We start from the raw sequence: 22,266 nt of genomic DNA, 5'->3' as shown, positions 1-22,266 counted from the left end.
GCTGAAGCCGCTCCCACGGGGCGGGGTGGACGGGGTCGGCGGTTGTGGTGGAAGTCCTCCCACAGGGGGCTGTGGGAGGTGCTTCAGCTGCGAATCTCAGGCTTCGTCCAGGACCACCACGCGTTGCCCGGCGCGCACCGGCGAGCCCGGTTGCACGCGCACTTCGCGCACGGTGCCGGCCATGGGGGCGGTCAGCGGGATCTCCATCTTCATCGATTCGAGAATCACCAGTACGTCACCTGCCTGAACCAGCGCGCCTTCGCTGACCTGCACCTGCCAGAGGTTGCCGGCCACGTGGCTTTCGATGGCGTGCTGGCCGACGCCGAGCGGAGCGTCTTCCGCCTGCTCCGGTGCGGCATCCTCGACCTCGAAATGCGCCTGGCCGCTGTCGATCCAGCGCTGCCGCTCGGCGTCGAAGGCTGCACGCTGCTGGTGGCGGAAGGCGGCGATGCCATCGGCCTCATCCGCGAGGAACTGCTGGTAGTCGGCCAGCGCCAGTTCGCTGTGCTCGATGCGCAGGTCGAAGCGGCCGAGCGGAAAATCGCGGCGGATGCGCAGCAGCTCGGAGGCCGATACCGGGTAGAAGCGGATCTGGTCGAAGAAGCGCAGCAGCCAGGGCTTGCCGTCGAAGGCCGCGACCTCGCGGTAGCGATTCCACATCTGCAGGGTACGGCCGACGAACTGGTAGCCGCCGGGGCCTTCCATGCCGTACACGCACATGTAGGCGCCGCCGATGCCCACCGAATTCTCCGCCGTCCAGGTGCGTGCCGGGTTGTACTTGGTGGTGACCAGGCGATGACGTGGATCGAGCGGCGTGGCCACCGGTGCCCCCAGGTAGACGTCGCCCAGGCCCATGACCAGGTAGCTGGCGTCGAATACGGTGCGATACACCTCGTCGAGGTTCGGCAGGTCGTTTATGCGGCGGATGAACTCCAGGTTGCTCGGGCACCAGGGGGCGTCCTTGCGCACGGTGGTCATGTATTTCTCGATGGCCAACTGGCAGGCCGGGTCGTCCCAGGACAGCGGCAGGTGGACGATGCGCGACGGCACCTGCAGATCGCGCGCGGCGCAGACCGCGTCCCATTCGCCGGCGACGATGTCGAGCAACGTCTGCAGGGGCAGGGTTTCCGGCTGGTAGTGCAGCTGCAGCGAGCGGATGCCCGGGGTGAGGTCGATCACACCGTCGAGGCGCTTGGCCTCCAGTGCCTGCATCAGCGCGTGGCCACGGAAACGCAGGACCAGGTCGAGCTCCGGCTGGCCGATCTCCAGCAGCAGGTGGGTGTCGCCGGACAGGCGCGCGACCAGGCGGGTGTCGGCTTCGCCTAGGTCGAGCACGATGGGGGAGCCTGTAGGAGCGGATTTATCCGCGATTGGTGTGCCAGCTATATCGCGGCTGAAGCCGCTCCCACGGAGTGTGGTGCACTCGATTGCACTGGCTTTGGCAAGCTCCCGCGCCGTGGCGATATCCACCGGCACGAAGCGCACCTTGTCGCCGGCCTTGAGCTGGCCGAGCTGCCAGAGGTCGGCCTCGATGATGGTCACCAGGCAGACGAAACCGCCCAGGCTGGGGCCGTCCGGGCCGAGGATCACCGGCATGTCGCCGGTGAAGTCCACCGCACCGATGGCGTAGGGGTTGTCGTGGATGTTCGACGGGTGCAGGCCGGCCTCGCCGCCGCTGTCGCGCACCCATTCGGGCTTCGGCCCGATCAGGCGCACGCCGGTGCGGCTGGAGTTGAAGTGCACTTCCCAGTCGGTGGCGAGGAAGCTGTCGACATAGGCTGGCGTGAAGTATTCCGGCGCGCCGTGGGGGCCGTAGATCACCCGCAGTTCGCGCAGCGCTGGTAGGGCCGGGCAGAGCTCGGCAGGCAGTCGTGCGCCTGCGCTGCGTTCGTTCAGCGTCGGGATGTGCAGGACGTCGCCGGCGCGCAGGGCACGACCGCCGTGGCCGCCGAACTGGCCGAGGGTGAAGGTGCTCTTGCTGCCCAGGTAGTCCGGCACCTGGATGCCGCCGCGAACGCTCACGTAGCTGCGCGCGCCACTGCCTGCGATGGTGCCGAGGGCCAGGGTGCTGCCGGCGTGGATCAGCAGGGCCGTGTTCATCGGTTGCGCGGCGCCGTCGACGCTCAGCGGGATATCGGCGCCGGTGACGGCCACCACGGCATCGCAATTGAAGCGCAGGGTTGGGCCGCTCATGGTGATTTCCAGGCCGGCTGCTGCGGTGTCGTTGCCGAGCAGGCGGTTGCCCAGGCGCAGGGCGCGGTCGTCCATCGGCCCGGAGGGTGGCACCCCGACGGCCCAGTAGCCGAGGCGGCCGGGGTAGTCCTGCACGCTGGTCTGGGTGCCGGCACTGAGCACGTCGAAGGTGCTGGCCTGGTAGACCAGGCCTTCCAGGCAGCGTGTCCAGGGTGAGCCGTTGGCGAAGGGAGTATCGGCCAGGATCTGGCGCAGGTAGTCGCGGTTGCATTCCACGCCGTAGAGCACGGAATCCGCCAGGGCCTGGTCCAGCGCGGCACTGGCCTGTGCGCGGGTCGGGGCCCAGGCGATCAGCTTGGCGATCATCGGGTCGAAATAGGGTGGAATCTCGCAGCCGGCCTCGACCCAGGTGTCGATGCGCAGCGCCTTGCCATCGGCGGGCGGGAAGGCCACGGCGGTGAGCAGACCGGGGCTGGGCTGGAAGTCCCGGCCCGGATCCTCGGCATACAGGCGTGCCTGGATGGCATGTCCACTGGGGCGCAGCCCGGCGGCCAGCTCGCTCAGCGGCGGCAGGTCACCGGCCGCCAGTTCGATCATCCAGCGCACCAGGTCGACGCCCCAGACCTGTTCGGTGACGCCGTGCTCGACCTGCAGGCGAGTGTTCACTTCGAGGAAGTAGAAGCGCTGCGCCTCGCTGTCATAGACGAACTCCACGGTGCCGGCGCTGCGGTAGTCGACCGCCTTGGCCAGCTTGATCGCTGCCGCGCAGAGTGCATCGGCCATGCCGGCGGGCAGGTTCGGCGCCGGAGTCTCTTCCAGCACCTTCTGATTGCGGCGCTGCACCGAGCAGTCGCGCACGCCGAGGGCGATCACCTCGCCCTGGCCATCGCCGAACACCTGCACCTCCAGGTGACGGGCACGCTGGATGTATTTTTCGATGAACACGCCGCTGTCGCTGAAGTTGTTCTGTCCCAGGCGTTTGACGGCGTCGAAGGCGTCGCTCAGCTCCTCGGCCGAACGGCAGACGCGCATGCCGATGCCGCCTCCACCGGCGGTGCTTTTCAGCATCACCGGGTAGCCGACCTGCTCGCCAGCGGCCAGCGCCGCCGCCACGTTCTCCAGCAGCTCGGTGCCTTCGAGCATCGGTACGCCGTGTTGCCTGGCCAGCGCGCGGGCGGTGTGCTTGAGGCCGAACACGCGCAGTTGCTCGGGCGTCGGGCCGACGAAGGCGATGCCCGCCGCTTCGCAGGCTTCGGCAAAGGCGGCGTTCTCGGAGAGAAAGCCATAGCCGGGGTGTATCGCCGTGGCGCCACTGGCCCTGGCGATGGTGAGAATCCTGTCGACCACCAGGTAGGTCTGCGTCGCCGGCCCCTCACCCAGGGAGAAGGCCTCGTCGGCCTGCTGGATATGCAGGCTGGCCGCGTCGGCTTCGGAGTACACGGCCACGCCGCCGACCTGCAATTCACGCAGGGTGCGCAGGATGCGGCAGGCGATGGCGCCACGGTTGGCGATCAGCAGTTTTTCGAACATGGGGTGACCCTCGAAGGTCATGGCGGGCCGTCCCGCCGTCATTGGTCATGCGCCACGGTCGTCCGTGGCGGAAAATCCGGCTGGCTTGTCTCCCTCTCCCGTTCATGGGAGAGGGCTGGGGAGAGGGGCGGTTGATGACATGACCCTCTCCCCCGGCCCCTCTCCTGCAAGCGGGAGAGGGGAGTGCATCAATCAATCCCACACCAGCACTTCGGCGGGCGTCGGGTTCCAGCCGTTGCAGGGGTTGTTCAGCTGCGGGCAGTTGGAGATCAGCACGATGACATCGGTCTCGGCCTTCATCTCGACGTACTTGCCGGGCGCGGAGATGCCGTCCTCGAAGGTCAGGCCGCCTTCGGGCGTGACCGGCACGTTCATGAAGAAGTTGATGTTGGCGCCGATGTCGCGTTTGCTCAGGCGGCCGTCGTGCAGGCTGGCGCGCAGGAAGTTGTCGCGGCAGCTGTGCATGTAGCGCTTGTCCAGGGCATAGCGCACGGTGTTGCTCTCCTGCGCGCAGGCTCCGCCGAGGGTGTCGTGGCGCCCACAGGTATCGGCGGTGATGGTCAGCAGCGGGTTGCCGAGGTTGGAGTGGAGCACGGTGCCGGTGCTCAGGTAGACGCGGTTCTGCTTGCGCAGGGTGCGCTGCGGGTCGAAGCGCTCGCGCGGGTTGGCAGCGGCGAAGAACAGGGTGTCGATTGCCTGGTTGCCTTCCAGGTCGTGCAGGCGCAGGGTCTGTCCGGCCCTGACCTCGAACAGGTAGGGCTCGCCCGCCGGGATGGTGTGGCGGTAGACGGCGGTTTCGGGATGCATATTGCTTGCGGTCAGGCTCATGTCGGCACCCTCAGATGTACTGGCGTTCGGTGTTGTGGAAGGCACGACCGTTCTCCGGGCGCGAGGTGCGGCAGAGTACGCTGATGCCGTCGCTGGCGACCTTGCTCCAGCTCAGCTGCACGGGCTTGGGCGCGTACTGCGGGTTCGGGTCCATCGGGTGTTGCAGGGCGGTGAGCACCACCAGGGTGTCCATCGGCGCGTACAGTTCGATGTAGTCGCCAGCCTGGCTGTTGCCGGGCTGGAAGTGGAAGGCCCCGGCGGCGTCGACATCCACGCGGCTGAAGAGGTTGAGGTTCATCAGCAGGTCCTGCAGGTTCAGGTCCCACTTGCCCATCTCCACCAGCAGGTTGTCCATGCCGTTGCGGAAGAAACCGTTGCGCAGTTCCTGGTAGCGGCCCTGGCCGTACTTCTCCAGCGTCTCGGCGGCGTTGAGCACGCCGCCGAAACTGTCGTGCCAGCCGCAGGTATCGGCCGTGATCGCGGCCAGCACCCTGCCCATGTCCGAGTACAGGCAATGGCCGGCGGTGAGCTTGGCGGTGTGCTGGCCTTTGAGGGTGTCCGGCAGGTTCAGGCGCTCGCTCTTTTCGCCGGCGTTGAACAGCAGCAGGCTGACGTTGGCGCCGCCCTCGATGTCGGTGATGCGCAGCAGTTGTCCGCGCTTGAGGATGAAGGAGGTATGCCCGCCGCCGGGTACGGTCTCTTCGTACAGGCTCGGGCGCAGGGTAAGGGCAGTGTGCATGGGAACCTCGGGATCAAAGCCGGAGCGTCAGGCGCCAGAGGGCGCCTGATCATCGTTGCGATGGGATGGCGTCAGAGCTTGCCGTCGACGGCCATCTGCACGTAGCTGGGGTCGAAGCGAAGCTTGATGTTGGCGCTGTCGCCCGTGCTGACGCCGCCGGCGAAGGTCATGCCGATGGCATCTGCGCTGCGTGCACCCTCACCGAGGATGCCGTGGTCGAAGCTGAAGCTGGCGACCTTGGTCATGGTCTCCGGCAGCGCCGGGCTGGTGATGAAGTCCAGGGTGTCCTGCGGCGTGTAGAACAGCTTGGTGGTGGCCAGCTGCGACTGGTAGCCGGCGAGGTCGGTCCCGGAGGCCTTGGCCATTTCGCTCAGCGCTTCGCTGCTCTCGGCGGTGCCGGCCTGCATCAGTTCGAGAATCTCGAACCAGGCGCCGGTCAGGGCCTTGCCGAAGTCCGGGTTGTCTTTCAGGGTCTGGGTGTTGACCACCATCATGTCGAGGATTTCGCCGGGAATCTTCGACGAATCGAAGACCTGGGTGCTGCCCGGTTGGGCGAGAATTTCCGCCAGCATCGGGTTCCAGGTGGCGGCGGCCTCCACGCCGGGCGTGGTGTAGGCGGCGATGATGTCGGCATCGGAGGTGTTCACCACCGTCACGTCGCGCTCGCTCATGCCGGCGCTTTCCAGGGCGCGAGCGAGGAAGTAGTGGGAGACCGACAGCTCGACCAGGTTCACCGGCATGCCCTTGAGGTCGGCCAGGGTCTTGCCTTCGCCCTTGATCAGCAGGCCGTCGTTGCCGTTGGAGTAGTCGCCGACCAGCAGTGCGGTGGAGTCGACGCCGCCGGCAGCCGGAATGGTCAGGGCGTCCATGTTGGTCATGGTGCAGCCGTCGAACTGGCCGACGCTGTACTGGTTGATGGACTCGACGTAGTCGTTGAGCTGCACGACGTCGATGTCGATGCCGTATTTCTTCGCCCATTTGTCGATGATGCCGGAGGTGCTGGAATAGCCCCAGGGCATCCAGCCGGCGTAGAGCGTCCAGCAGACGCTGAAACTGTCTTTCTTCTCGGCGTGGGCGCTGAAGCTGAGTACTGCGGCCAGGCCGGCGGCAGCGAAGGAGAGCAGACGGTACTTGCGCATTGGAACCTCCAGTCTTGATGAGTACGGGCAGGAGTCGCGGCACGTTTCGAAGCGTTCGAAAGGCGCGTTCTCCCGGGCTTTTATCCCGCCGTGTAACCTCATCGGAGGTCGATGACTCTCGGACCAGTCACCCGCCTGGGCGGATCGGAACCCTAGTCATCCATTTCGCAAATTGTGGTGCCGCGATTCCGGGAAATCCCGGTTGGAACCTGCACGCTGAGGTCGTAGCGAATTGCGTGCCAGGTCGGTAAACGCGGTGAACCACGGGTTGGCGGCCGGGCAAGGCGGCACCGGTGCTGCCTGATGGGGCCGTTGATGCGTCCACTGCACCGTTCGAGGGCGGGCGACGCGTGAAATGCGCTTCCCGGCGCCCCAGCGCGGTGGCATGGAAATCGCTACCAGCCTGGCTGCAGAGGCGGCCTCGCTGGCGCCTTCGGGACGACCCGACTCCGCTGCTTGTCTGGACGACCAGGTAACTCACTTGTTCAAGGGAGCTTGCCATGGCGCATACCCATTTCACGTCCATTCCGCTTGTCGATATCTCCGGTCTCAATTGTGCCGACCTGGCCGCGCGCCAGCGCGTGGCCGACGAGCTCGGCCGCGCCGCGCGCGACGTCGGCTTTCTGCAGATCAGCGGGCACGGTATTGCCCGCGAGCTGCGCCAGGGGCTGATCCGCCAGGCGCGCAGCTTCTTCGCCCGGCCGCTGGCGGAAAAGATGCGCTTCTACATCGGCCAGTCGAGCAACCACAGTGGTTACGTGCCGGAAGGCGAGGAGCAGTTCGCCGGTGGCAGCCAGGACCTCAAGGAAGCCTACGACGTCAACTACGACTACACCGAAGCGGCGCAGGTCTACCCGCTGCTGGGGCCGACCCAGTGGCCGGACTCGGCCAACTTCAAGCGCGAGGTGAGCGCCTACTACCGTGCCGCGCTGGCGCTGGGCGACACATTGTTTCGCGGTTTCGCCCTGGCGTTGGGGCTGGCCGAGGACACCTTCGCCGGGATCACCCGCCACCCCACCAGCCAGCTGCGCATGATCCACTATCCGCTCGACCCCGACCCGGTGGCGGATCGCCCTGGCATCGGCGCGCACACCGACTACGAGTGCTTCACCATTCTGCTGCCGACTGCCGAGGGGCTGCAGGTGCTCAACGGCGACGGGCAGTGGATCGACGTGCCGCTGATCGAGGACGCCTTCGTGATCAACATCGGTGACATGCTCGAGGTACTCAGCAACGGCCAGTTCGTTGCCACCTCGCACCGCGTGCGCAAGGTCAGCGAGGAGCGTTTCGCCTTCCCGCTGTTCTGCGCCTGCGACTACCCGACGCGCATCGCGCCGATTGCCGGCCTGGCGCCTCGCGGTGAGCGGGTGTACCAGCCGGTGAGCTGCGGCGATCACCTGTTCGCACAGACCGCGCAGACCTTTCGTTACCTTCGCGAGCGTCTGGAGGACGGCACGCTGCAGCTCCCCGATGGCACGCTGGGCCTGTCCAGCTTCGGCCTGGGGCGCCGGGAGGTGACGGCATGAACCTGTTCGAACTGGCGGCACGCCACCCGATGCGCGTCGAGGGCGGCGTGCCGGACTGGATGCTCGGGCACTTTCGCCGGCGCACCATCAGTTTCGCCGATGGCCGCAGCGACGAACGCACTCAGGTGCACTGGTTGCAGAGCCGCACCTTCACCATCGACTTGCGTCTGCCGGAGGGGCCGCCATTGCCGGGGCGCGCCTGGCAGGACTATGACGCCGCCGAGCTGCGCGTGCTGGCCAATCACGAAGGCTGGGTGGCCGACAGCTTCTGGGAGGGCGGCATGCTCAGCTGGCGCGGCGGGGTCTCGCTGCAGTTGCACAACCGCTGGCCGGAGCCGGCGCGGCTGCAGCGCATCGGCAACTGCATGATCGAGTTCGGCACCACGGGCGCCTATGTCGAGGATTGGCGCCTGCAGGCCGGCAGGGGACCGTTGATCGGCCTGCGCCTGCTGGAAGAATGCGACGGTGAAACCGGCCAGGTGCTGCGCCGTGGGGGTGGCCTGATCGTCTGCGGCGAGCAGCTTGGCTGGGTGCAGGGGCGAGCGCTCGAGCCGCGGCCGTCGAGCATGCCATTGCGTGAGCGGGTGGCGCAGGCCTGTGGCGATGCTGCGACTCTGGCGGCGCTGCTCGACTGCGAAACCTCGCTGGCCAGCATCGATGCGCAGGGCGACTACCGCGTGCAACTGTCCACCGTGCCGGCGCGCGTCGGCCAGGTACTGACTCTGGAGGGTTTCGAGCCTCCGGTGCAGGGGCGCGTCCGCCAGTACCTGCACCATCCGCAGGATGGCCGTGCACGGGTGCGTACCTTCATCGTCGATACCCTCGAGCCGGATTGGCGAGCCGACCTCGCGACGCCGAGCAGCAGCGAAGCGCAGCAGTGGTTCGCCACGGAGCAGGAGACGCTGGCGCGTTATCTCGAGGTGTTGAGCTAGCCATCGGTGCCTGTGCGATGCAGCGCTGAAAAGCTCGCCGCTGAAGCGCCTCCCACGGGGCGGGGGCCGCCACGATTCGTGGGAGGGGCTTTAGCCGCGCTGGATCGCCCGCAAGCGGGTTCCTACGGACGATCAGCGTATGGCGTTCGGCTGTGTAGCCCGGATGCAATCCGGGGACAATGTGCCGGTTATCCCCCGGATTTCATCCGGGCTACGGTGTTGAGCTGATCGGCAACGTCTTCGGGGCGGACTATCAACGTGCGGCAATACGTTCGGCCACTTCGCTGGGCAGCTGCGCCTGCGCGCGGCGTGCGGCGTTCAGCGGAATGTCGTAGGTGATGCGCGCGCCATAGGCGTTGGGGGCCTGCGGGTCGTGGCGCACCTTGTCGAACACCAGCAGGCGGGTGCCAAGGCTGAAGCCTTCCGACAGGTCATGGGTGACCATGAACACCGTCAGGCGGGTTTCCTGCCACAGCTCCAGCAGCAGGGCGTGCATGTCCTTGCGAATACCGGGGTCGAGGGCACCGAACGGTTCGTCGAGCAGCAGCATGCGCGGTTGCATCACCAGCGCCTGGGCGATGGCCAGGCGCTGCTGCATGCCGCCCGAGAGCGCGCTGGGGTATTTGTCCAGGGCATGGCCGAGGCCGACCCGGGCGAGGATGCTGGCGGCGCGCTCGCGGGCCTCGCGCTTGGCTGCGCCGAACAGGCGCCCCAGCACGGGGGCGCGCGGCAGTTCCAGGCCCAGGGCGACGTTGTCCAGCACGCTCAGGTGGGGAACACCGAATAGCGCTGAAAGACCACGCCACGGCTCGGGTCCGGCTCGTTGGGGAGCGGGGCGCCGCCGAGCAGGAGCTCGCCGCGGCTGGGGCGTTCCTGGCCGAGCAGCAGGCGCAGGAAGGTGGATTTGCCGCAGCCGGAGGCGCCGACCAGGGTGCAGAACTCACCTTCCTCGACCCTGAGGTTGAGGCGTTCCAGTACCACCTGGTCGGCGTACTCCTGCCACAGGTGGCGCGTTTCGATGAAGGCGCCTGGCGACGGGCTGGCGGCGGTACGGGGTTCGCTCATGGCGGGTTCACTCAGCGGGACGATGTGTTGGCTGAACAGGGTCATGCCTTGCCTCCTGCGTGCCAGGGGAAGCACAGACGCAGCACCTGGCGCAGGCCCAGGTCCATCAGCCAGGCCAGCAGGGTGATCCAGACGACGTACGGCAGGATCACGTCCATGGCCATGTAGCGGCGGACCAGAAAGATGCGGTAGCCGAGGCCGTCGGTGCTGGCGATGGCCTCGGCGGCGATCAGGAACAGCCAGGCCGAGCCGAGCATCAGGCGCAGCGAGATCAACAGGCGCGGCATCAGTTGCGGCAGCACCAGGCGCAGGATCAGCGTCCAGGAGTTGGCGCCGAGGGTCTGAGCCTTGATCAGCAGTTCGGCTGGAATCTCCCGCGCGCGCTGTTCGATGTCGCGGGCGATGCACGGGGTGATGCCGATGGCGATCAGCATCACCTTGGACAGCTCGCCCAGGCCGAAGACGATGAACAGGATCGGCAGGATGGCCAGGGGGGGAATCATCGACAGCACCGTGAGCATCGGCGACAGCGGCGCGCCGAACAGCGGCACGCTGCCGGCTGCGATACCCAGCACCAGTCCGGCCAGCGCCGCCACGCCGAGGCCGATGGCGAGGCGGGTGAGGCTGGAGGCGGTGTCCTGCCAGAACAGGTAGTTGCCCGTGCGCTTGTCTTCGCTGAAGGCCAGGCGGTCGACGGCATCGATCATCTGACTGGCGCTGGGCAGCAGCTTGTCGTTGGGGTTCTCGGCCAGGCGTGCGGTCGAGGTGCTGAAGTAGACGAACAGCAGCAGGGCGAAGGGCAGCAGGATCAGCAGCAGGCGGCCGCTGCGGTCCGGATGGCGGTTGATCAGGCGCATGGAGAGTCCTCGTCGGGCCTGTAGCGAAGGGCGGGCACGGCTAGAGCGCGACGACGCCGCTGACGGGTGTCCGGTAGGCGGCAGGGTGCCGCTGGTGCGAGTGGGGCGTAGCCATGATGAACCTCCAGTTTGACGGTGGCGGACAGGAGTTCGCGGCGGTTCCCCACGGATGGGGCGCGTTCTCCCGGGCTTTTGTCCCGCCGTGTAACCTCGCTGGAGGTCGCCAGCTCTCGGACCAGTCACTCGCCTGTGGCGAGCCGGAACCCTAGCCGGCTATTGCAAATTGTGGTGCCGCGGTCCCGGCTGGCCGGGGGTGTTCCTGCACCCGATGTCCTTAGCGAACATCGTGCCATGCGCCGCAAGGTGCGGCGCTTGGCGCTGCGCTGCGGCTCGTCGAGGGCAGGCTGCGCCGTGCTGGTGCGTGGTGCGGCTGGCGTGCCGCCTGCTGGGGCGCTACAGGGTGCCGTCGGCGGCCAGCTGCATGTAGGCGTGGTTGAAGCGCAGCAGGACGCGCTGCGGGTTGCCGATGGTCTTTTCACCGCTGAACTCGATACCCAGGTTGGTCAGGCCCTGGCCACGCTTGCCCAGCAGGGCATGGGCATCGGCAAAGTGGGCGACGCGTCGCATCAGGTCCGGCATCTTGCCGGTGCGGGCGAAGTTGAGGGCGCTGCGTGGCGAATAGAACGAGCGCAGGGTGCCCAGTTGGTCTTCGAAGTCCTCGGCGCTGGTACCCGCTGCAGCGGCCATCTGCGCTCGGGCTGCGCGTCCGGCAGCCGTCGGCAGGCCGAGCAGGCGCTGGGTCTCGAACCAGGCGCCGGTCAGCGCGCGGCCGAACTCGGGATGCTGGGCCAGGGTCTGGCTGTTGACCACGGTGAGATCGAGGATCTCGCCCGGTATCCGGTTGGAGGTGAACACCATGCTGACCTGCGCCTTGCGCTGGATTTCCGAGAGGATCGGGTTCCAGGTGATCACCGCATCGCCCTGGCCAGAGAGAAAGGCGTCGGCGATCTCGCTGTCGGAGACATGCTTGATGGTCACGTCCTGCTCGTCCAGCAGGCCCCATTCCAGTGCCCGGCTGAGCAGGTAGTGGGAGACCGAGTTTTCCACCAGCAGCACGGTCTTGCCCTTGAGGTCGCGGATGCTCTTGCCGCTGCCGCGCAGCAGCAGGCCGTCGGCACCGTTGGAGAAGTCGCCGATGATCAGCGCGGTGCTGTCCGTGCCGGCGGCGGCGGGGATGGTCAGGGCATCCATGTTGGTCATGGTGCAGGCATCGAACTGTCCGGCGCTGTAGCGCTCGATGGAAGCGACGTAATCCGGCACTTCCTGCACCTGAATGTCGATGCCGTACTTGTCGGCCCACTTTTTCACGATGCCCTGCTTGGCGGCATAGTCCCACGGCATCCAGCCGGCGAAGACCGACCAGCAGAGCTTGAAGGTTTTCGGCGCGGCCTGGGCTGTCGGAGCGCTGAGCAGGCAGGCGCAGAGCAGGGCGGTGAGTAGCGGGCGAATGGGCATAGGGACCTCGGTTGGTTGGCGGACGCGGGAAAGCAGACAGCCGTGCTGCGCGTTCTCCCGGGCTTTTGTCCCGCCGTGTAACCTCGCGGCTCCCCGCCGCTGATGAGGTCGCCCACTCTCGGACCAGCCACTCGTCATCGGACGAGCCGGAACCCTAGTCGGCCATTGTGTTGAGGCAGCGCCACGCTTTCCCGCTGCGGGCCATGCTAAGCGAGGAGTGTGCCAGCGAACGTGACGAGCCTGTGATCCTGGTCACTCGGCTGCACGGAACGTGACTCAGTCCATATTGTCGAACAGTCATGCTGAATAGTGCCGTGACCACCGGGCCGCTGCCTGTCCAGCAGTCTTCTGGAAATCGAGGAGTATTCCAATATGCGTGGTTTGACTGTGATGACATTGGCGTTGCTGCTGGGCGGCTGCAGCTTCAGCGCGCCGGGCGTGCATGCGCGGGTAGGTGACCCTGACGTGATTCGTGTCGATCTGGATGGCCGTGGCCACTCCAACGGCGGCTACTTCTGCCCGCCGGGGCATCGCATGAAGGGGAGTTGCTGATGAAAACCCTCTGCACCTTGTTGCTGGCCGCCAGCCTGGCCATCGGTCTGTCGGGCTGCAGCCTGCGGTTGCCAGGTATCGGCGTCGATATCGGTGACGGTGGTGGTCCTTCGCACTGCCCTCCGGGGCAGGCCAAGAAGGGTCGTTGCTGATCCGCTTCCGGGCCACTGGCCCGCTTCCCCTGTGGAGGCTCCCATGTTCTACAGAATCCTGCTTGCCACGTTGCTGATCCTGCCGCTCGGCGGTTGTGCGGTGTATGGCTACGACCACGATCGCGGCTACCGCAATCACGCCTACTACAACGGCTACCGTCACGACTATTCGCCACCGGTGTACGTGACGTCGCGCTATTACTACGACGACCGCCGTCGCCAGTACCAGGCGCCACCCCGCTATGTGCCGGCGCCGCAACCGCGTCAACGCTATGGCTACGCGCCACACTACCGCGACGACTACAAGCGTCACGAGCAGCCACGCCATGACAGGCAGCGTGACGCGCGGCGCCAGGAACAGCGTGGCGTCAAGGTCCTGCGCGGCTGGGACACCGGACGGAGCACCCCGCAGCGCTACTCCAATGGGCGCAGCTACAGCGAGCAGCGGCGCAGCAACGAGCGCCGCTGGTAGTCCCGTTCAGCCCCGCACGGTTTCGCTGTGCGGGGTTTGCTCATCGACCCGACGAATCGCCTCGACCATGGCCTGCGCCGCTGGCGACAGGCTGTGGCCGGCGCGGCTGACCAGGCCATAGGCCGAGTGCTGGTGCAGCCCTTCCGCCTGCATGGGCAGCAGGCAGAGCTGGCCGCTGCGAACTTCTTCGGCAATCACGTCCCAGGGCGCCATGCTCAGCACGTCGCTGCCCGCGACCAGGCGCTTGAGCACCAGAAAGTTGTCGCACTCCACGCTCAGCGGCTGCAGACGGCCGCTGGCAGCGCTCAGGCTGCGCTCGACCACATGCGGCAACTGCGTGCCGGCGAGGGGGAAGTCGAGCAGGTCGCCGAGGCTCAGCTCGCGCCGTTGCAGCAGGGGGTGCGCCGGGCGGCAGAACAGTACGCCATGGTGCACCCGTAGCGGCTCGATGTGCAGTTGCGCATCGCCTTGCAGTTCGCGGATGTCGGCGACGAACAGCTCGATGGTCGACTCCAGCAGCGCGTCGCGCAGCTCCAGCCAGTTGGCGATGTTCAGTTTCACCTGCACGCGCGGATAGCGCTGCAGCAACTGGCCGAGCGCCTGCGGTACCAGCCTGGCGGCGGGGTAGGGGCCCGCGCCCAGGCGCAGCTCGCCGGCCTGCAGGTTGCCCAGCTGGTTGACCGCGTTGCTCAACGCCAGGCTGCCGGCCAGCAGGCGCCGGGCATGCTCCAGCACCAGCCGGCCATGGGCGGTGAGGGTGACGCCACGGTTGTGGCGATCCACCAGGGTACAGCCGAGCTGGCTCTCCAGGGCCTGGATGCTGCGGCTCAGGGCAGGCTGGCTGAGGTGCACGGCGGCAGCGGCACGGGCGAAGTGCTGGTGCTCGGCGAGCGCGACGAAGTGGCGAAGCTGGCGTAGATCGTTCATGTGCGTTGTGCATCAAATTGCTTATTCGAATGCATTGGAATTATCGAACAGGCTTTGCCAACCTGCCAGCACTCCAACAACAAGACGTCCATCGCCATGAGCACATTCCTTCGCTTGAGCGGCCTGCTGCTGGCCGCCTCCCTGCCCCTGAGCGCCTATGCCGAGCTGCCGGCCGAGCGCATCGAGCCCAGCATCAACGCCGAGCTGGCGGCCCACACCAAGGTCTTTGCCCAGCAGCTCTACCGCGTCGCCGACAACGTCTATTCCGCCGTGGGCTGGCAGCTCGGCAACGTGGTGATGATCGAGGCCCCGGAGGGGCTGATCATCGTCGACACCGGCGAGTCGGTCAGCGAGTCGCGCAAGATCATGGCCGAGTTCCGCAAGATCACCGACAAGCCGGTGAAGGCGGTGGTCTACACCCACTTCCATCCGGACCATATCAACGGCGTGCAGGCGTTCGTCACGCGCGAGCAGGTCGAGTCCGGTGACGTGCAGATCTACGCCCACGACACCCTGCTGGCCAATGTCGTGGCCCAGGGCGCACTGGTCGGGCCGATTCTCGGTGTGCGCTCGGCCTACAGCTTCGGCTCCTTCCTCGAGGCGCAGGACGAGCAGGACATGAACGGCGGCATCGGCCCGCTGGTCACTCCGGAGCCTTCCACCTTCATCGCCCCGACGGTGACCTTCGCGGACAAGCTCGACACCACCATCGCCGGGCTCGACGTGCAGTTCCTGCATGTCCCCAGCGAGGCGCCGGACGAGATCGTGCTCTACCTGCCGGCCAATCGCGTGCTGATCAGCGCCGAGGTGGACCAGGGGCCGACGCTGCCGAACATCCACACCTTGCGCGGCACCAAGTTCCGCGACCCGGTGCAATGGGTCGACAGCCTGGACAAGCTGCGCGCCTACCGGGCCGACTACATGGTGCCGCTGCACGGTCGCCCGGTCAGCGGTCAGGACGCGGTGGAGGAAGTGTTGCGCATGACCCGCGACGGCATCGCCTACATCCATGACCAGACCGTGCGCTGGATGAACAAGGGGCTGACGCCGGACGAACTGGTAGAGAAGGTCAAGCTGCCGCCGCACCTGGCGGGCTACACGCCCTACCTGCGTGAGTACTACGGCACGGTGAAGCACAGCGTGCGACAGATCTACAACGGCTACCTGGGCTGGTTCCAGGGTGACCCGGTGGACCTCGACCCGACGCCGCCACGGCAGAAGGCCGAGCGCCTGATCGCCATGATGGGCGGGCGCGAGAAGCTGCTGCTGGAGGCCGGCAATGCCTACCTCAAGGGTGATTACCAGTGGGCCGCCGAGCTGGCCGGCTATGCCATCCGTGTCGATCACGACGACCAGCTGGCGCGCGACATCAAGGCGCGCAGCTTCCGCAAGCTGGGCTACGCCAGCATGAACATCAACTGGCGCAACTGGTACCTGATGAGCGCCATGGAGCTGGAGGGCAAGCTCGACGGTGACGAGATCAGCCAGCGCTCGATCGAGATGCGCAAGGTGTTCCTCTCGCCGGACATGGTGCGCAGCTTCACCCCGCAGAGCTTCCTGCAGAACTGGGTGACCCGCATCGACCCGGAGAAGGCCGGCGACGTGGAAATGACCCTGGGCTTCAGCTTCCCCGATGTCGGAGAGCAGTGGGCGCTGGAAGTACGGCGTGGTGTTGCGCAGTTGCACAAGGGCATTCCCGAGGGCACCGAACTGCGCCTGTCGATGGACAAGAGCTTCATGGACACCCTGCTGACCGGCGAGGGGGGCCTGGTCAAGGGCGCGCTGCTGGGGGATGTGAAGGTCGATGGCAACCTGCTGGACATCCGCCGCTTCCTCAGCTGCTTCGACTTCACCGACGAAGCCTTCGGGCTGACCCTGCGCTAGCCGATCTGGCTGCTGCCATGCCCCGGCGAATCGCCGCTGGGGCAGGGCCACGCCAGTCGAAAGAGAGGCGTTCGGACGGCGTCAGGCCCGGCACACTCCGGGTTCATCCACTCGGAGACTGACGATGAACCTGCTGTCCTTCGCCAAGGGCGTCCTGGCCATGTTCTGGCTGGTGGCGTTGCTCAACCTGCTCTATCCCTTCGCTGCGCCGCTGGGCGCCTGGGTCAACTGGCTGGCGCTGGCGGTACTGCTGGCGCACGTTGCCGAGATGCTGCTGTTCCGCGCGCGCCTGCACGGGCTGCCGGGGCCTTGGTGGCAGCGCCTGCAGGTACTGCTGTTCGGCCTGTTGCACCTGCAGCGCTTGCGTTGAACGCGATCGCGACGAGGATGCGCCTGAGGTGATCGCGCTGCGTGCGGGAGGCGACGTGCCGGTGAGCGACCTCACTCGCACGCCGGCTCCCGCAGGGCATCACTCCACGAACAGCTGCTGCACCACCGAGAAGTCCTGCTTGCCCTTGCCCTGCTTGAGCAGCAGGCGGTAGAGCTGCAGGGCCAGCGCACCCATCGGCGCACTGTTGCCATGGTGGCTGGCCGTTTCCTGGGCCAGGCCGAGATCCTTGGCCATCAGCTCGGCCATGAACCCGCCGCTGTAGCCTTTCGACGCCGGCGCGTTTTCCATCACCCCAGGCCAGGGGTTGTACTTCTCCAGCGTCCAGTTGCCACCCGAACTCTGCCGCATGATCTCGGCCAGCACGGCGGGGTCCAGGCCGTTGGCCACGCCCATGGCCATGGCTTCGGCGGTGGCGATCATCTGCACCGCCAGCACCTGGTTGTTGCACACCTTGGCGACCTGGCCGGCACCCTCCGGGCCCGCGTGGAAGATGTTCTGGCCCATGACCGCGAGCAGCGGCCGGGCCTTTTCCAAAGCCTCGGCGGCACCGCCGACCATGAACGTCAGGGTGCCAGCGGCGGCGCCTGCGGTACCGCCGGACACCGGCGCATCGAGCAGCTCGATACCGCGTTCGCGCGCCGCCGCATGCACCTTGCGCGCGGACTCCGGGGCGATGGTGGAGCACTCGACCACCAGGCTGCCGGCCGGCAGCTGCTCGAGCAGGCCGTCGCGCCCCAGGTAGAGGCTTTCCACATGGCGGCTGGCTGGCAGCATGCTGATCACCACCTGGGCCTGATCGACGGCGGCGCTGGCGCTGACGGCGGCTATCGCCCCCTCGCCGGCAAGGGTGTCGACGGCGCTGCGCACCAGGTCGAAGACTTTCAGCGGGTAGCCTGCCTTGAGCAGGTTGCGAGCCATGGGCAGGCCCATATGGCCAAGGCCGATAAAGGCGATCTGGGTCATTCTGGCATCTCCTTGTTGTTGTCCGTGCGGCGTTCGAGGCGTGCGGGTGGGGCTGACGGTCCGGCCTCCCCGGATTTCATCCGGGCTACGTGTTTCTTCTGGCTACAGGTCGGCCAGCGGGTGCTCGCCCTCCCAGGCCGGAGCGAAGTGCGCGTCGATCACGGCAGCGGGGATCGCGGCGACATCCGGCCAGTGCCAGTTCGGGCTGTGGTCCTTGTCGATCAGGCGCGCGCGTACGCCTTCCGGAAATTCCGGGTGGCGGCAGCAGTTGAGGCTCATGGCGTACTCGATGCGGAACACGTCGGCCAGTGACTGGTGACGGGCACGGCGGATCTGTTCCCAGACCAGGTGCGCGGTCAGCGGGCAGCCGCCGGCGAGGGTTTTCGCCGCCCGTGCCAGCAGGGCATCGTCGTCGTCCAGCAGGGCGCTGAGGGCCTGGACCGCAGCGGCTGGCTCGGCGACATCGAGCAGTGCGTCGAGGCGTTCACGGCGAGGCAGCCACTGCGCCGCCGGCAGGTCGCCACGGGCTTCGTTCTCCAGGGCCTGCAGCAGGCTGTGCAGCTGCAGCGGGGCCTGCTCGCGCCAGTTCAGCTGCACCAGCCCTTCGAGCAGCGCCTGCTGCTGGTCATCGCGCAGGAAGCGGTCGGCCAGGTTCAGGTCCAGCGCATCGCGGGCGTTGATGCTGGCGGCGGTGAGACCAAGGAACAGGCCGAGCCTGCCGGGCAGGCGGGCGAGGAACCAGCTGCCGCCGACGTCCGGGTACAGGCCGATGTTGATCTCCGGCATGCCGAGCCGACTGCTCGGCGTGACGATGCGGATGCCGGCGCCCTGCATCAGGCCCATGCCGCCCCCCAGCACATGGCCGTGGGCCCAGCAGATGAAGGGTTTGGGGAAGGTGTGGATGCGGTAGTCGAGGCGGTACTCGTCGGCGAAGAAGCGGCGCGCCAGGGGCGGGACTTCACCGGGGTGCTCGCGACACTGGTGCACCAGCTGGACCACGTCGCCGCCGGCACAGAAGGCCTTGGGGCCGTTGCCGCGCAGCATCACGCAGGCGATGGTCGGATCTTCGGCCCAGGCTTTCAGGCGCTCGTCGAGTGCCTCGATCATCGGCAGCGACAGCGCGTTGAGGCTTTTCTCGGCGTCCAGGCTGGCGATGCCGATGCGATAGCCGTGCAGGCTGGGGCGTTCTTCGAATTGCAGGTTCATGAGGTTTTCCCGCGTAGGGTGGATGGCGCTCTATCCATCCACCGGATGGGGTAATGGTGGATGTGAAAGGCGACATCCACCCGACTAGCTACTGGTGCGGTCATTTGTTGCGCCACTGCGGGTCGCGTTTTTCCAGAAAGGCGTTGACGCCTTCGCGGGTGTCGTCGGCGTCGAACAGGTCGACGAAACGCTCGCGCTCCTCGGGCAGCCAGGTGTTCGAGCCGCGTTCGCGGGCCCCCTGGATCAGCGGCTTGATGGTGCGTACCGCCACCGGGCTTTGCCGTGCCACCTTGGCGGCCAGCAGCAGGGCCGTGCCGCGTGCTTCGCCGCTGTCGACCACCTGCTCGACCAGGCCGATGCGCAGGGCGGTGTCGGCGTCGATGCGTTCGCCGCAGAGGATCATGCGCTTGGCCCAGCCCTCGCCCACCAGCCAGGGAAGTGCCTGGGTGCCGCCCGCGCAGGGCAGCAGGCCCACGGCAGCTTCCGGCAGGGCCATCTGCGCCTGGCGCTCGGCGATGCGGATGTCACAGGCCAGGGCGCATTCCAGGCCGCCTCCCATGGCATAGCCGTTGATTGCGGCGATGGATACCCCACGGAAGTCGCGCAGGGTCTCGAAGGCCTCGCCGAAGCGCCTGGCCATCTCGCGGGCGCGAGCCTTGTCGCCGTCGGCGAACATGTTCAGGTCGGCGCCTGCGGAGAAGAACTTCGGCCCCTGTCCGGTCACCACCAGGGCGTAGACCTCGTCGTCGCGGTTGAGGTGTTCGACCACCTGCTTGAGGCCGATCAGCGAATCGCGGTCCCAGGTGTTGGCCGGAGGGTGGTTGATGGTGATCAGCGCGGTGTGCCCGTGCTTCTCCACGGTGAGCTTGTGGGTCAGGTCGAAGATGCCGGATTTGTAGGTTTCGATTGCGGTCGTCATGAGGGGCTCCTGCAGGTTTCAGAGCAGGCGATCGAGCATGCCGCTCTGCTGCAGCAGGCGGCGGGCGACGATCACCCGCATGATTTCGTTGGTGCCTTCGAGAATCTGGTGCACGCGTGCATCGCGCACCCAGCGCTCCAGTGGATAGTCATTCAGATAGCCATAGCCACCATGGAGTTGCAGGGCTTCGTTGCACACGCCGAAGCAGTGGTCGGTGGCGAAGCGTTTGGCCATGGCGCAGTACAGGCTGGCTTCACCGTGGCCATGATCGAGCTTGTGCGCGGCCAGGCGTACCATCTGCCGGCTGGCGGTCAGGTCGGTGAGCATGTCGGCCAGCTTGAACTGCAGCGCCTGGAACTCGCTCAGCGCCTTGCCGAACTGCTTGCGCTCCTCGACGTAGCGCAGGCTCTGCTCCAGTGCGGCCTGGGCGGCGCCAAGCGAGCAGCTGGCGATGTTCAGGCGGCCCCCGTCGAGGCCTTTCATGGCGTAGACGAAGCCTTCGCCTTCCGGGCCGATGCGGTTGCCGGCGGGGATGCGTACACCGTCGAAGGTGATGCTGCGGGTCGGCTGCGCCTTCCAGCCCATCTTGTCCTCGTTGCGACCGTAGCGCACGCCGGGGGCGTCGGCCGGCACCAGGAAGCAGGAGATGCCCCGGGCGCCTTCCTCGCCGGTGCGCGCCATGACGATCAGCACGTCGCTGGCCCCCGCGCCGGAGATGAAGCACTTGCTGCCGTCGAGCAGGTAGTCGTCGCCGTCGCGCCGCGCCCGTGTGCGCAGGTTGGCGGCGTCGGAGCCGGCGTCCGGCTCGGTCAGGCAGTAGGAGGCGAGCGACCGGCCGCTGATCAGCCCGGGCAGCCAGGCGTCCTTGAGTGCCTGGTCGGCGAAGCTGGCGAGCATCCAGGTGGCCATGTTGTGGATGGTCAGGTAGGCGGTGGTGGCCACGCAGCCGGCCGCCAGTTGTTCGAAGATCAGTGCGCTGGACAGGCGCGACAGCCCCAGGCCGCCGTCCTCCTCGGTGATGTACAGGGCCAGGTAGCCCTGTTCGGCCGCGCGGCGGATCACCTCGACCGGGAAGTGGTGGTCGCGATCCCAGTCGGCGGCGTAGGGCGCCAGTTCCCGCGCGGCGAAGGCGCGGGCACTGTCGGTCAGCAGGCGTTGTTCATCACTGAGTTCGAAGTCCATGGCATCTCATTGCAAGGTCAGGGGTTGGCCGCCGGCGCGCCGCTCGGCCTGCCACTCGGCGAGGCTGGGCAGCGCCGTGCTGGCGTCGAGGCGGTCGACGATTTCGAAGTAGTCCTGTTTCAGCGGGTCCTTGAGCACGTCCTCGCGTGGTTTGACCCGTACCGCGTAGACGGTCTGCAGGTTCTGGTGGTCGAAGGCGCGCCATTGCTGCTCGTCTTTCAGCAGGCTGTAGCGGTGGCCTTCGAGCGCCTTGATCAGCGCTTCGCTGTCCAGGCTGTTGGCGCGCTTGGCGGCATCGGCCCATTGCTGGACGATGCTGTAGGCCGAGGCGGCGGAGCTGGACGGGTACATCTCGTAGCGGGTCTTGAACGACTGCACGAAGGCTTCGCCGCGCGTGGACTTCTCCAGCGCCGGGACGCGCCAGGTCCAGGGTTCGGTGCCGATCACGCCCTGCATCAGGTCCGGTCCGGCCTGCTCGACCATGCTCTGGGTCAGGTTGGGCGCGATGATCTGCATGCGCTCGGTCAGCCCCAGGTCCTTGGCGATGCGCATGGCGCGCACCAGGTCTTCGCCGAACAGCACCAGCGCCAGTACCTCGGCATTGCTGGAGGCGGCCTGGGTCAGGGCATCCTGGTAGTCGGCCAGGCGGGCGCCGGGGAAGGGTACGCGCACCCCCGCATGCTGGCCGGCGTTGTCGGTGCCCGTGGCCTGCCGCAGCGAGGCCTCGGTGGTGTGGCCCCAGGTGTAGTCGGAGGTCACGTAGAAATAGCGCTTGTTGGGCAAGGTCTTGCTCAGGTACTGGCCGAGCACCTTGGCACTCATCCAGGCGTTGTTGCACTCGCGGAACATGTAGCGCTGGCCATCCTTGCCGGTGGTGTCGTTGGAGTAGGTGAGGGTGCCGAAATACAGCAGGCCGTGCTCCTTGGCGCGCTTGCCGGCGGCTATGGCCACCGCGCTGGAGGAGCCGCCGAAGAGCATCGCGGCGCCTTCGGCGGCCAGCTTGTCGACGTTCTTCACCGCCTTGGCCGGACGCGAGGCGGTGTCCTTGCTGGACAGGCGCAAGGGCCTGCCCAGCACACCGCCCTGGGCGTTCAGCTCGTCGATGGCCAGCAGGGCTCCACGCATCTGCGCCAATCCCTCCTCCTTGTACGGTCCCGTGCGCGGGTAGTTGAGCCCCAGGGTGATCGGCTCGGCAGCCTGCGCACAGGCGGTGACAGCGGCCCACAGGGCCAGAATGGCAGACAGTTGGCGCATTGCAGTTCTCCTTGTTCTTGTTCTGCTGAGAACCCTTTTA

19 protein-coding genes, 1 pseudogene and 3 riboswitches are annotated in these 22,266 nt (G+C 67.0%); of the genes and pseudogenes, 7 read left to right on the top strand and 13 right to left on the bottom strand.

Annotated features, from left to right (window positions below; genetic code table 11):
• Positions 1-96 precede the first annotated feature (96 nt).
• From uca to EPK82_RS08930, 4 genes are all read right to left on the bottom strand, one after another.
• Entirely contained in the window at positions 97-3,723 is a 3,627-nt protein-coding gene (uca, locus tag EPK82_RS08945; protein WP_134676351.1) for an urea carboxylase, read from the bottom strand.
• Between the two features lie 192 nt (positions 3,724-3,915).
• Positions 3,916-4,551, bottom strand: a complete 636-nt coding sequence (locus tag EPK82_RS08940) for an urea amidolyase associated protein UAAP2 (RefSeq protein ID WP_134676350.1) — start codon at positions 4,549-4,551, stop codon at positions 3,916-3,918.
• Positions 4,552-4,561: 10 nt separating this feature from the next.
• A complete protein-coding gene (locus tag EPK82_RS08935; RefSeq protein WP_134676349.1) occupies positions 4,562-5,290 on the bottom strand; it encodes an urea amidolyase associated protein UAAP1 in 729 nt (242 codons plus the stop codon).
• Between the two features lie 71 nt (positions 5,291-5,361).
• Complete coding sequence (locus EPK82_RS08930) at positions 5,362-6,429, bottom strand: putative urea ABC transporter substrate-binding protein (RefSeq protein WP_134676348.1); 1,068 nt, start codon at positions 6,427-6,429, stop codon at positions 5,362-5,364.
• A gap of 67 nt (positions 6,430-6,496) precedes the next feature.
• Positions 6,497-6,596, bottom strand: a riboswitch (guanidine-I (ykkC/yxkD leader).
• Between the two features lie 333 nt (positions 6,597-6,929).
• Between EPK82_RS08930 and EPK82_RS08925 the strand changes: the two genes are divergently transcribed.
• Positions 6,930-7,955 carry an isopenicillin N synthase family dioxygenase gene (locus EPK82_RS08925; protein ID WP_037055418.1) on the top strand — a complete coding sequence of 342 codons (1,026 nt, stop codon included), beginning with the start codon at positions 6,930-6,932 and terminating at the stop codon, positions 7,953-7,955.
• Entirely contained in the window at positions 7,952-8,887 is a 936-nt protein-coding gene (locus tag EPK82_RS08920; protein ID WP_037055421.1) for a hypothetical protein, read from the top strand. The genes EPK82_RS08925 and EPK82_RS08920 overlap by 4 nt, the downstream gene beginning before the upstream one ends.
• A gap of 253 nt (positions 8,888-9,140) precedes the next feature.
• Here EPK82_RS08920 and EPK82_RS08915 read toward each other — a convergent pair.
• From EPK82_RS08915 to EPK82_RS08905, 3 genes and pseudogenes are all read right to left on the bottom strand, one after another.
• Positions 9,141-9,952: pseudogene (locus tag EPK82_RS08915) on the bottom strand (ABC transporter ATP-binding protein).
• Positions 9,953-9,993: 41 nt separating this feature from the next.
• Positions 9,994-10,809 carry an ABC transporter permease gene (locus EPK82_RS08910; protein ID WP_134676347.1) on the bottom strand — a complete coding sequence of 272 codons (816 nt, stop codon included), beginning with the start codon at positions 10,807-10,809 and terminating at the stop codon, positions 9,994-9,996.
• 179 nt (positions 10,810-10,988) lie between these two features.
• Positions 10,989-11,089: riboswitch (guanidine-I (ykkC/yxkD leader) on the bottom strand.
• Positions 11,090-11,262: 173 nt separating this feature from the next.
• Positions 11,263-12,324 carry a putative urea ABC transporter substrate-binding protein gene (locus tag EPK82_RS08905; protein ID WP_037055429.1) on the bottom strand — a complete coding sequence of 354 codons (1,062 nt, stop codon included), beginning with the start codon at positions 12,322-12,324 and terminating at the stop codon, positions 11,263-11,265.
• Between the two features lie 52 nt (positions 12,325-12,376).
• A riboswitch (guanidine-I (ykkC/yxkD leader) is annotated at positions 12,377-12,493 on the bottom strand.
• A 203-nt stretch (positions 12,494-12,696) separates the two neighbouring features.
• On the opposite strand from EPK82_RS08905, the gene EPK82_RS08900 reads away from it, so the two are divergent.
• From EPK82_RS08900 to EPK82_RS08895, 3 genes are read left to right on the top strand one after another with little or no spacing between them, the layout of a single operon-like run.
• On the top strand, positions 12,697-12,876 hold the full coding sequence (locus EPK82_RS08900; protein ID WP_037055432.1) for a hypothetical protein: 180 nt from the start codon (positions 12,697-12,699) through the stop codon (positions 12,874-12,876).
• Positions 12,876-13,028 (top strand): hypothetical protein, encoded by a 153-nt coding sequence (locus EPK82_RS24755; protein ID WP_167494331.1) that lies wholly within the window; start codon positions 12,876-12,878, stop codon positions 13,026-13,028. The genes EPK82_RS08900 and EPK82_RS24755 overlap by 1 nt, the downstream gene beginning before the upstream one ends.
• A 43-nt stretch (positions 13,029-13,071) precedes the next feature.
• Positions 13,072-13,500, top strand: coding sequence for a hypothetical protein (locus tag EPK82_RS08895; RefSeq protein ID WP_134676346.1), 429 nt, complete (start codon positions 13,072-13,074; stop codon positions 13,498-13,500).
• A 6-nt stretch (positions 13,501-13,506) separates the two neighbouring features.
• Here EPK82_RS08895 and EPK82_RS08890 read toward each other — a convergent pair whose 3' ends face one another.
• Entirely contained in the window at positions 13,507-14,427 is a 921-nt protein-coding gene (locus EPK82_RS08890) for a LysR family transcriptional regulator (protein ID WP_037055437.1), read from the bottom strand.
• Between the two features lie 96 nt (positions 14,428-14,523).
• Here EPK82_RS08890 and EPK82_RS08885 point away from each other — a divergent pair, with 96 nt between their 5' ends.
• Positions 14,524-16,311: an alkyl/aryl-sulfatase gene (locus tag EPK82_RS08885; protein WP_047584507.1), complete on the top strand. Its 1,788-nt coding sequence runs from the start codon at positions 14,524-14,526 to the stop codon at positions 16,309-16,311.
• Between the two features lie 124 nt (positions 16,312-16,435).
• Positions 16,436-16,681 carry a DUF1145 domain-containing protein gene (locus EPK82_RS08880; RefSeq protein ID WP_134676345.1) on the top strand — a complete coding sequence of 82 codons (246 nt, stop codon included), beginning with the start codon at positions 16,436-16,438 and terminating at the stop codon, positions 16,679-16,681.
• A gap of 99 nt (positions 16,682-16,780) precedes the next feature.
• Here EPK82_RS08880 and mmsB read toward each other — a convergent pair whose 3' ends face one another.
• The 5 genes from mmsB to EPK82_RS08855 form a co-directional block, all read right to left on the bottom strand.
• On the bottom strand, positions 16,781-17,665 hold the full coding sequence (gene mmsB / locus EPK82_RS08875; RefSeq protein ID WP_037055442.1) for a 3-hydroxyisobutyrate dehydrogenase: 885 nt from the start codon (positions 17,663-17,665) through the stop codon (positions 16,781-16,783).
• A 102-nt stretch (positions 17,666-17,767) separates the two neighbouring features.
• A complete protein-coding gene (locus EPK82_RS08870; RefSeq protein WP_134676344.1) occupies positions 17,768-18,871 on the bottom strand; it encodes an enoyl-CoA hydratase/isomerase family protein in 1,104 nt (367 codons plus the stop codon).
• 100 nt (positions 18,872-18,971) lie between these two features.
• Positions 18,972-19,790, bottom strand: coding sequence for an enoyl-CoA hydratase (locus EPK82_RS08865; protein ID WP_047584493.1), 819 nt, complete (start codon positions 19,788-19,790; stop codon positions 18,972-18,974).
• A gap of 18 nt (positions 19,791-19,808) precedes the next feature.
• Positions 19,809-20,972 carry an isobutyryl-CoA dehydrogenase gene (locus EPK82_RS08860; RefSeq protein ID WP_134676343.1) on the bottom strand — a complete coding sequence of 388 codons (1,164 nt, stop codon included), beginning with the start codon at positions 20,970-20,972 and terminating at the stop codon, positions 19,809-19,811.
• A 6-nt stretch (positions 20,973-20,978) separates the two neighbouring features.
• Positions 20,979-22,226, bottom strand: coding sequence for an ABC transporter substrate-binding protein (locus EPK82_RS08855; RefSeq protein WP_047584491.1), 1,248 nt, complete (start codon positions 22,224-22,226; stop codon positions 20,979-20,981).
• Between the last annotated feature and the right edge of the window lie 40 nt (positions 22,227-22,266).

Origin of the sequence: Ectopseudomonas khazarica (assembly GCF_004521985.1) — a bacterium.
Taxonomy (GTDB): Bacteria; Pseudomonadota; Gammaproteobacteria; order Pseudomonadales; family Pseudomonadaceae; genus Aquipseudomonas; species Aquipseudomonas khazarica.
Note: the sequence above shows the minus strand (reverse complement) of the source record. Positions and strands in the feature narration are given on the sequence as shown.

Bases quoted from the DNA above. Each gene is read 5' to 3' on its own strand.
- EPK82_RS08885 (WP_047584507.1), top strand. From the start codon at position 14,524: ATGAGCACATTCCTTCGCTTGAGCGGCCTGCTGCTGGCCGCCTCCCTG.
- EPK82_RS08910 (WP_134676347.1), bottom strand. From the start codon at position 10,809: ATGCGCCTGATCAACCGCCATCCGGACCGCAGCGGCCGCCTGCTGCTG.
- EPK82_RS08930 (WP_134676348.1), bottom strand. From the start codon at position 6,429: ATGCGCAAGTACCGTCTGCTCTCCTTCGCTGCCGCCGGCCTGGCCGCA.
- EPK82_RS08880 (WP_134676345.1), top strand. From the start codon at position 16,436: ATGAACCTGCTGTCCTTCGCCAAGGGCGTCCTGGCCATGTTCTGGCTG.
- EPK82_RS08905 (WP_037055429.1), bottom strand. From the start codon at position 12,324: ATGCCCATTCGCCCGCTACTCACCGCCCTGCTCTGCGCCTGCCTGCTC.
- EPK82_RS08865 (WP_047584493.1), bottom strand. From the start codon at position 19,790: ATGACGACCGCAATCGAAACCTACAAATCCGGCATCTTCGACCTGACC.
- EPK82_RS24755 (WP_167494331.1), top strand. From the start codon at position 12,876: ATGAAAACCCTCTGCACCTTGTTGCTGGCCGCCAGCCTGGCCATCGGT.
- EPK82_RS08900 (WP_037055432.1), top strand. From the start codon at position 12,697: ATGCGTGGTTTGACTGTGATGACATTGGCGTTGCTGCTGGGCGGCTGC.
- uca (WP_134676351.1), bottom strand. From the start codon at position 3,723: ATGTTCGAAAAACTGCTGATCGCCAACCGTGGCGCCATCGCCTGCCGC.
- EPK82_RS08895 (WP_134676346.1), top strand. From the start codon at position 13,072: ATGTTCTACAGAATCCTGCTTGCCACGTTGCTGATCCTGCCGCTCGGC.
- mmsB (WP_037055442.1), bottom strand. From the start codon at position 17,665: ATGACCCAGATCGCCTTTATCGGCCTTGGCCATATGGGCCTGCCCATG.
- EPK82_RS08925 (WP_037055418.1), top strand. From the start codon at position 6,930: ATGGCGCATACCCATTTCACGTCCATTCCGCTTGTCGATATCTCCGGT.
- EPK82_RS08940 (WP_134676350.1), bottom strand. From the start codon at position 4,551: ATGAGCCTGACCGCAAGCAATATGCATCCCGAAACCGCCGTCTACCGC.
- EPK82_RS08890 (WP_037055437.1), bottom strand. From the start codon at position 14,427: ATGAACGATCTACGCCAGCTTCGCCACTTCGTCGCGCTCGCCGAGCAC.
- EPK82_RS08935 (WP_134676349.1), bottom strand. From the start codon at position 5,290: ATGCACACTGCCCTTACCCTGCGCCCGAGCCTGTACGAAGAGACCGTA.
- EPK82_RS08920 (WP_037055421.1), top strand. From the start codon at position 7,952: ATGAACCTGTTCGAACTGGCGGCACGCCACCCGATGCGCGTCGAGGGC.
- EPK82_RS08855 (WP_047584491.1), bottom strand. From the start codon at position 22,226: ATGCGCCAACTGTCTGCCATTCTGGCCCTGTGGGCCGCTGTCACCGCC.
- EPK82_RS08870 (WP_134676344.1), bottom strand. From the start codon at position 18,871: ATGAACCTGCAATTCGAAGAACGCCCCAGCCTGCACGGCTATCGCATC.
- EPK82_RS08860 (WP_134676343.1), bottom strand. From the start codon at position 20,972: ATGGACTTCGAACTCAGTGATGAACAACGCCTGCTGACCGACAGTGCC.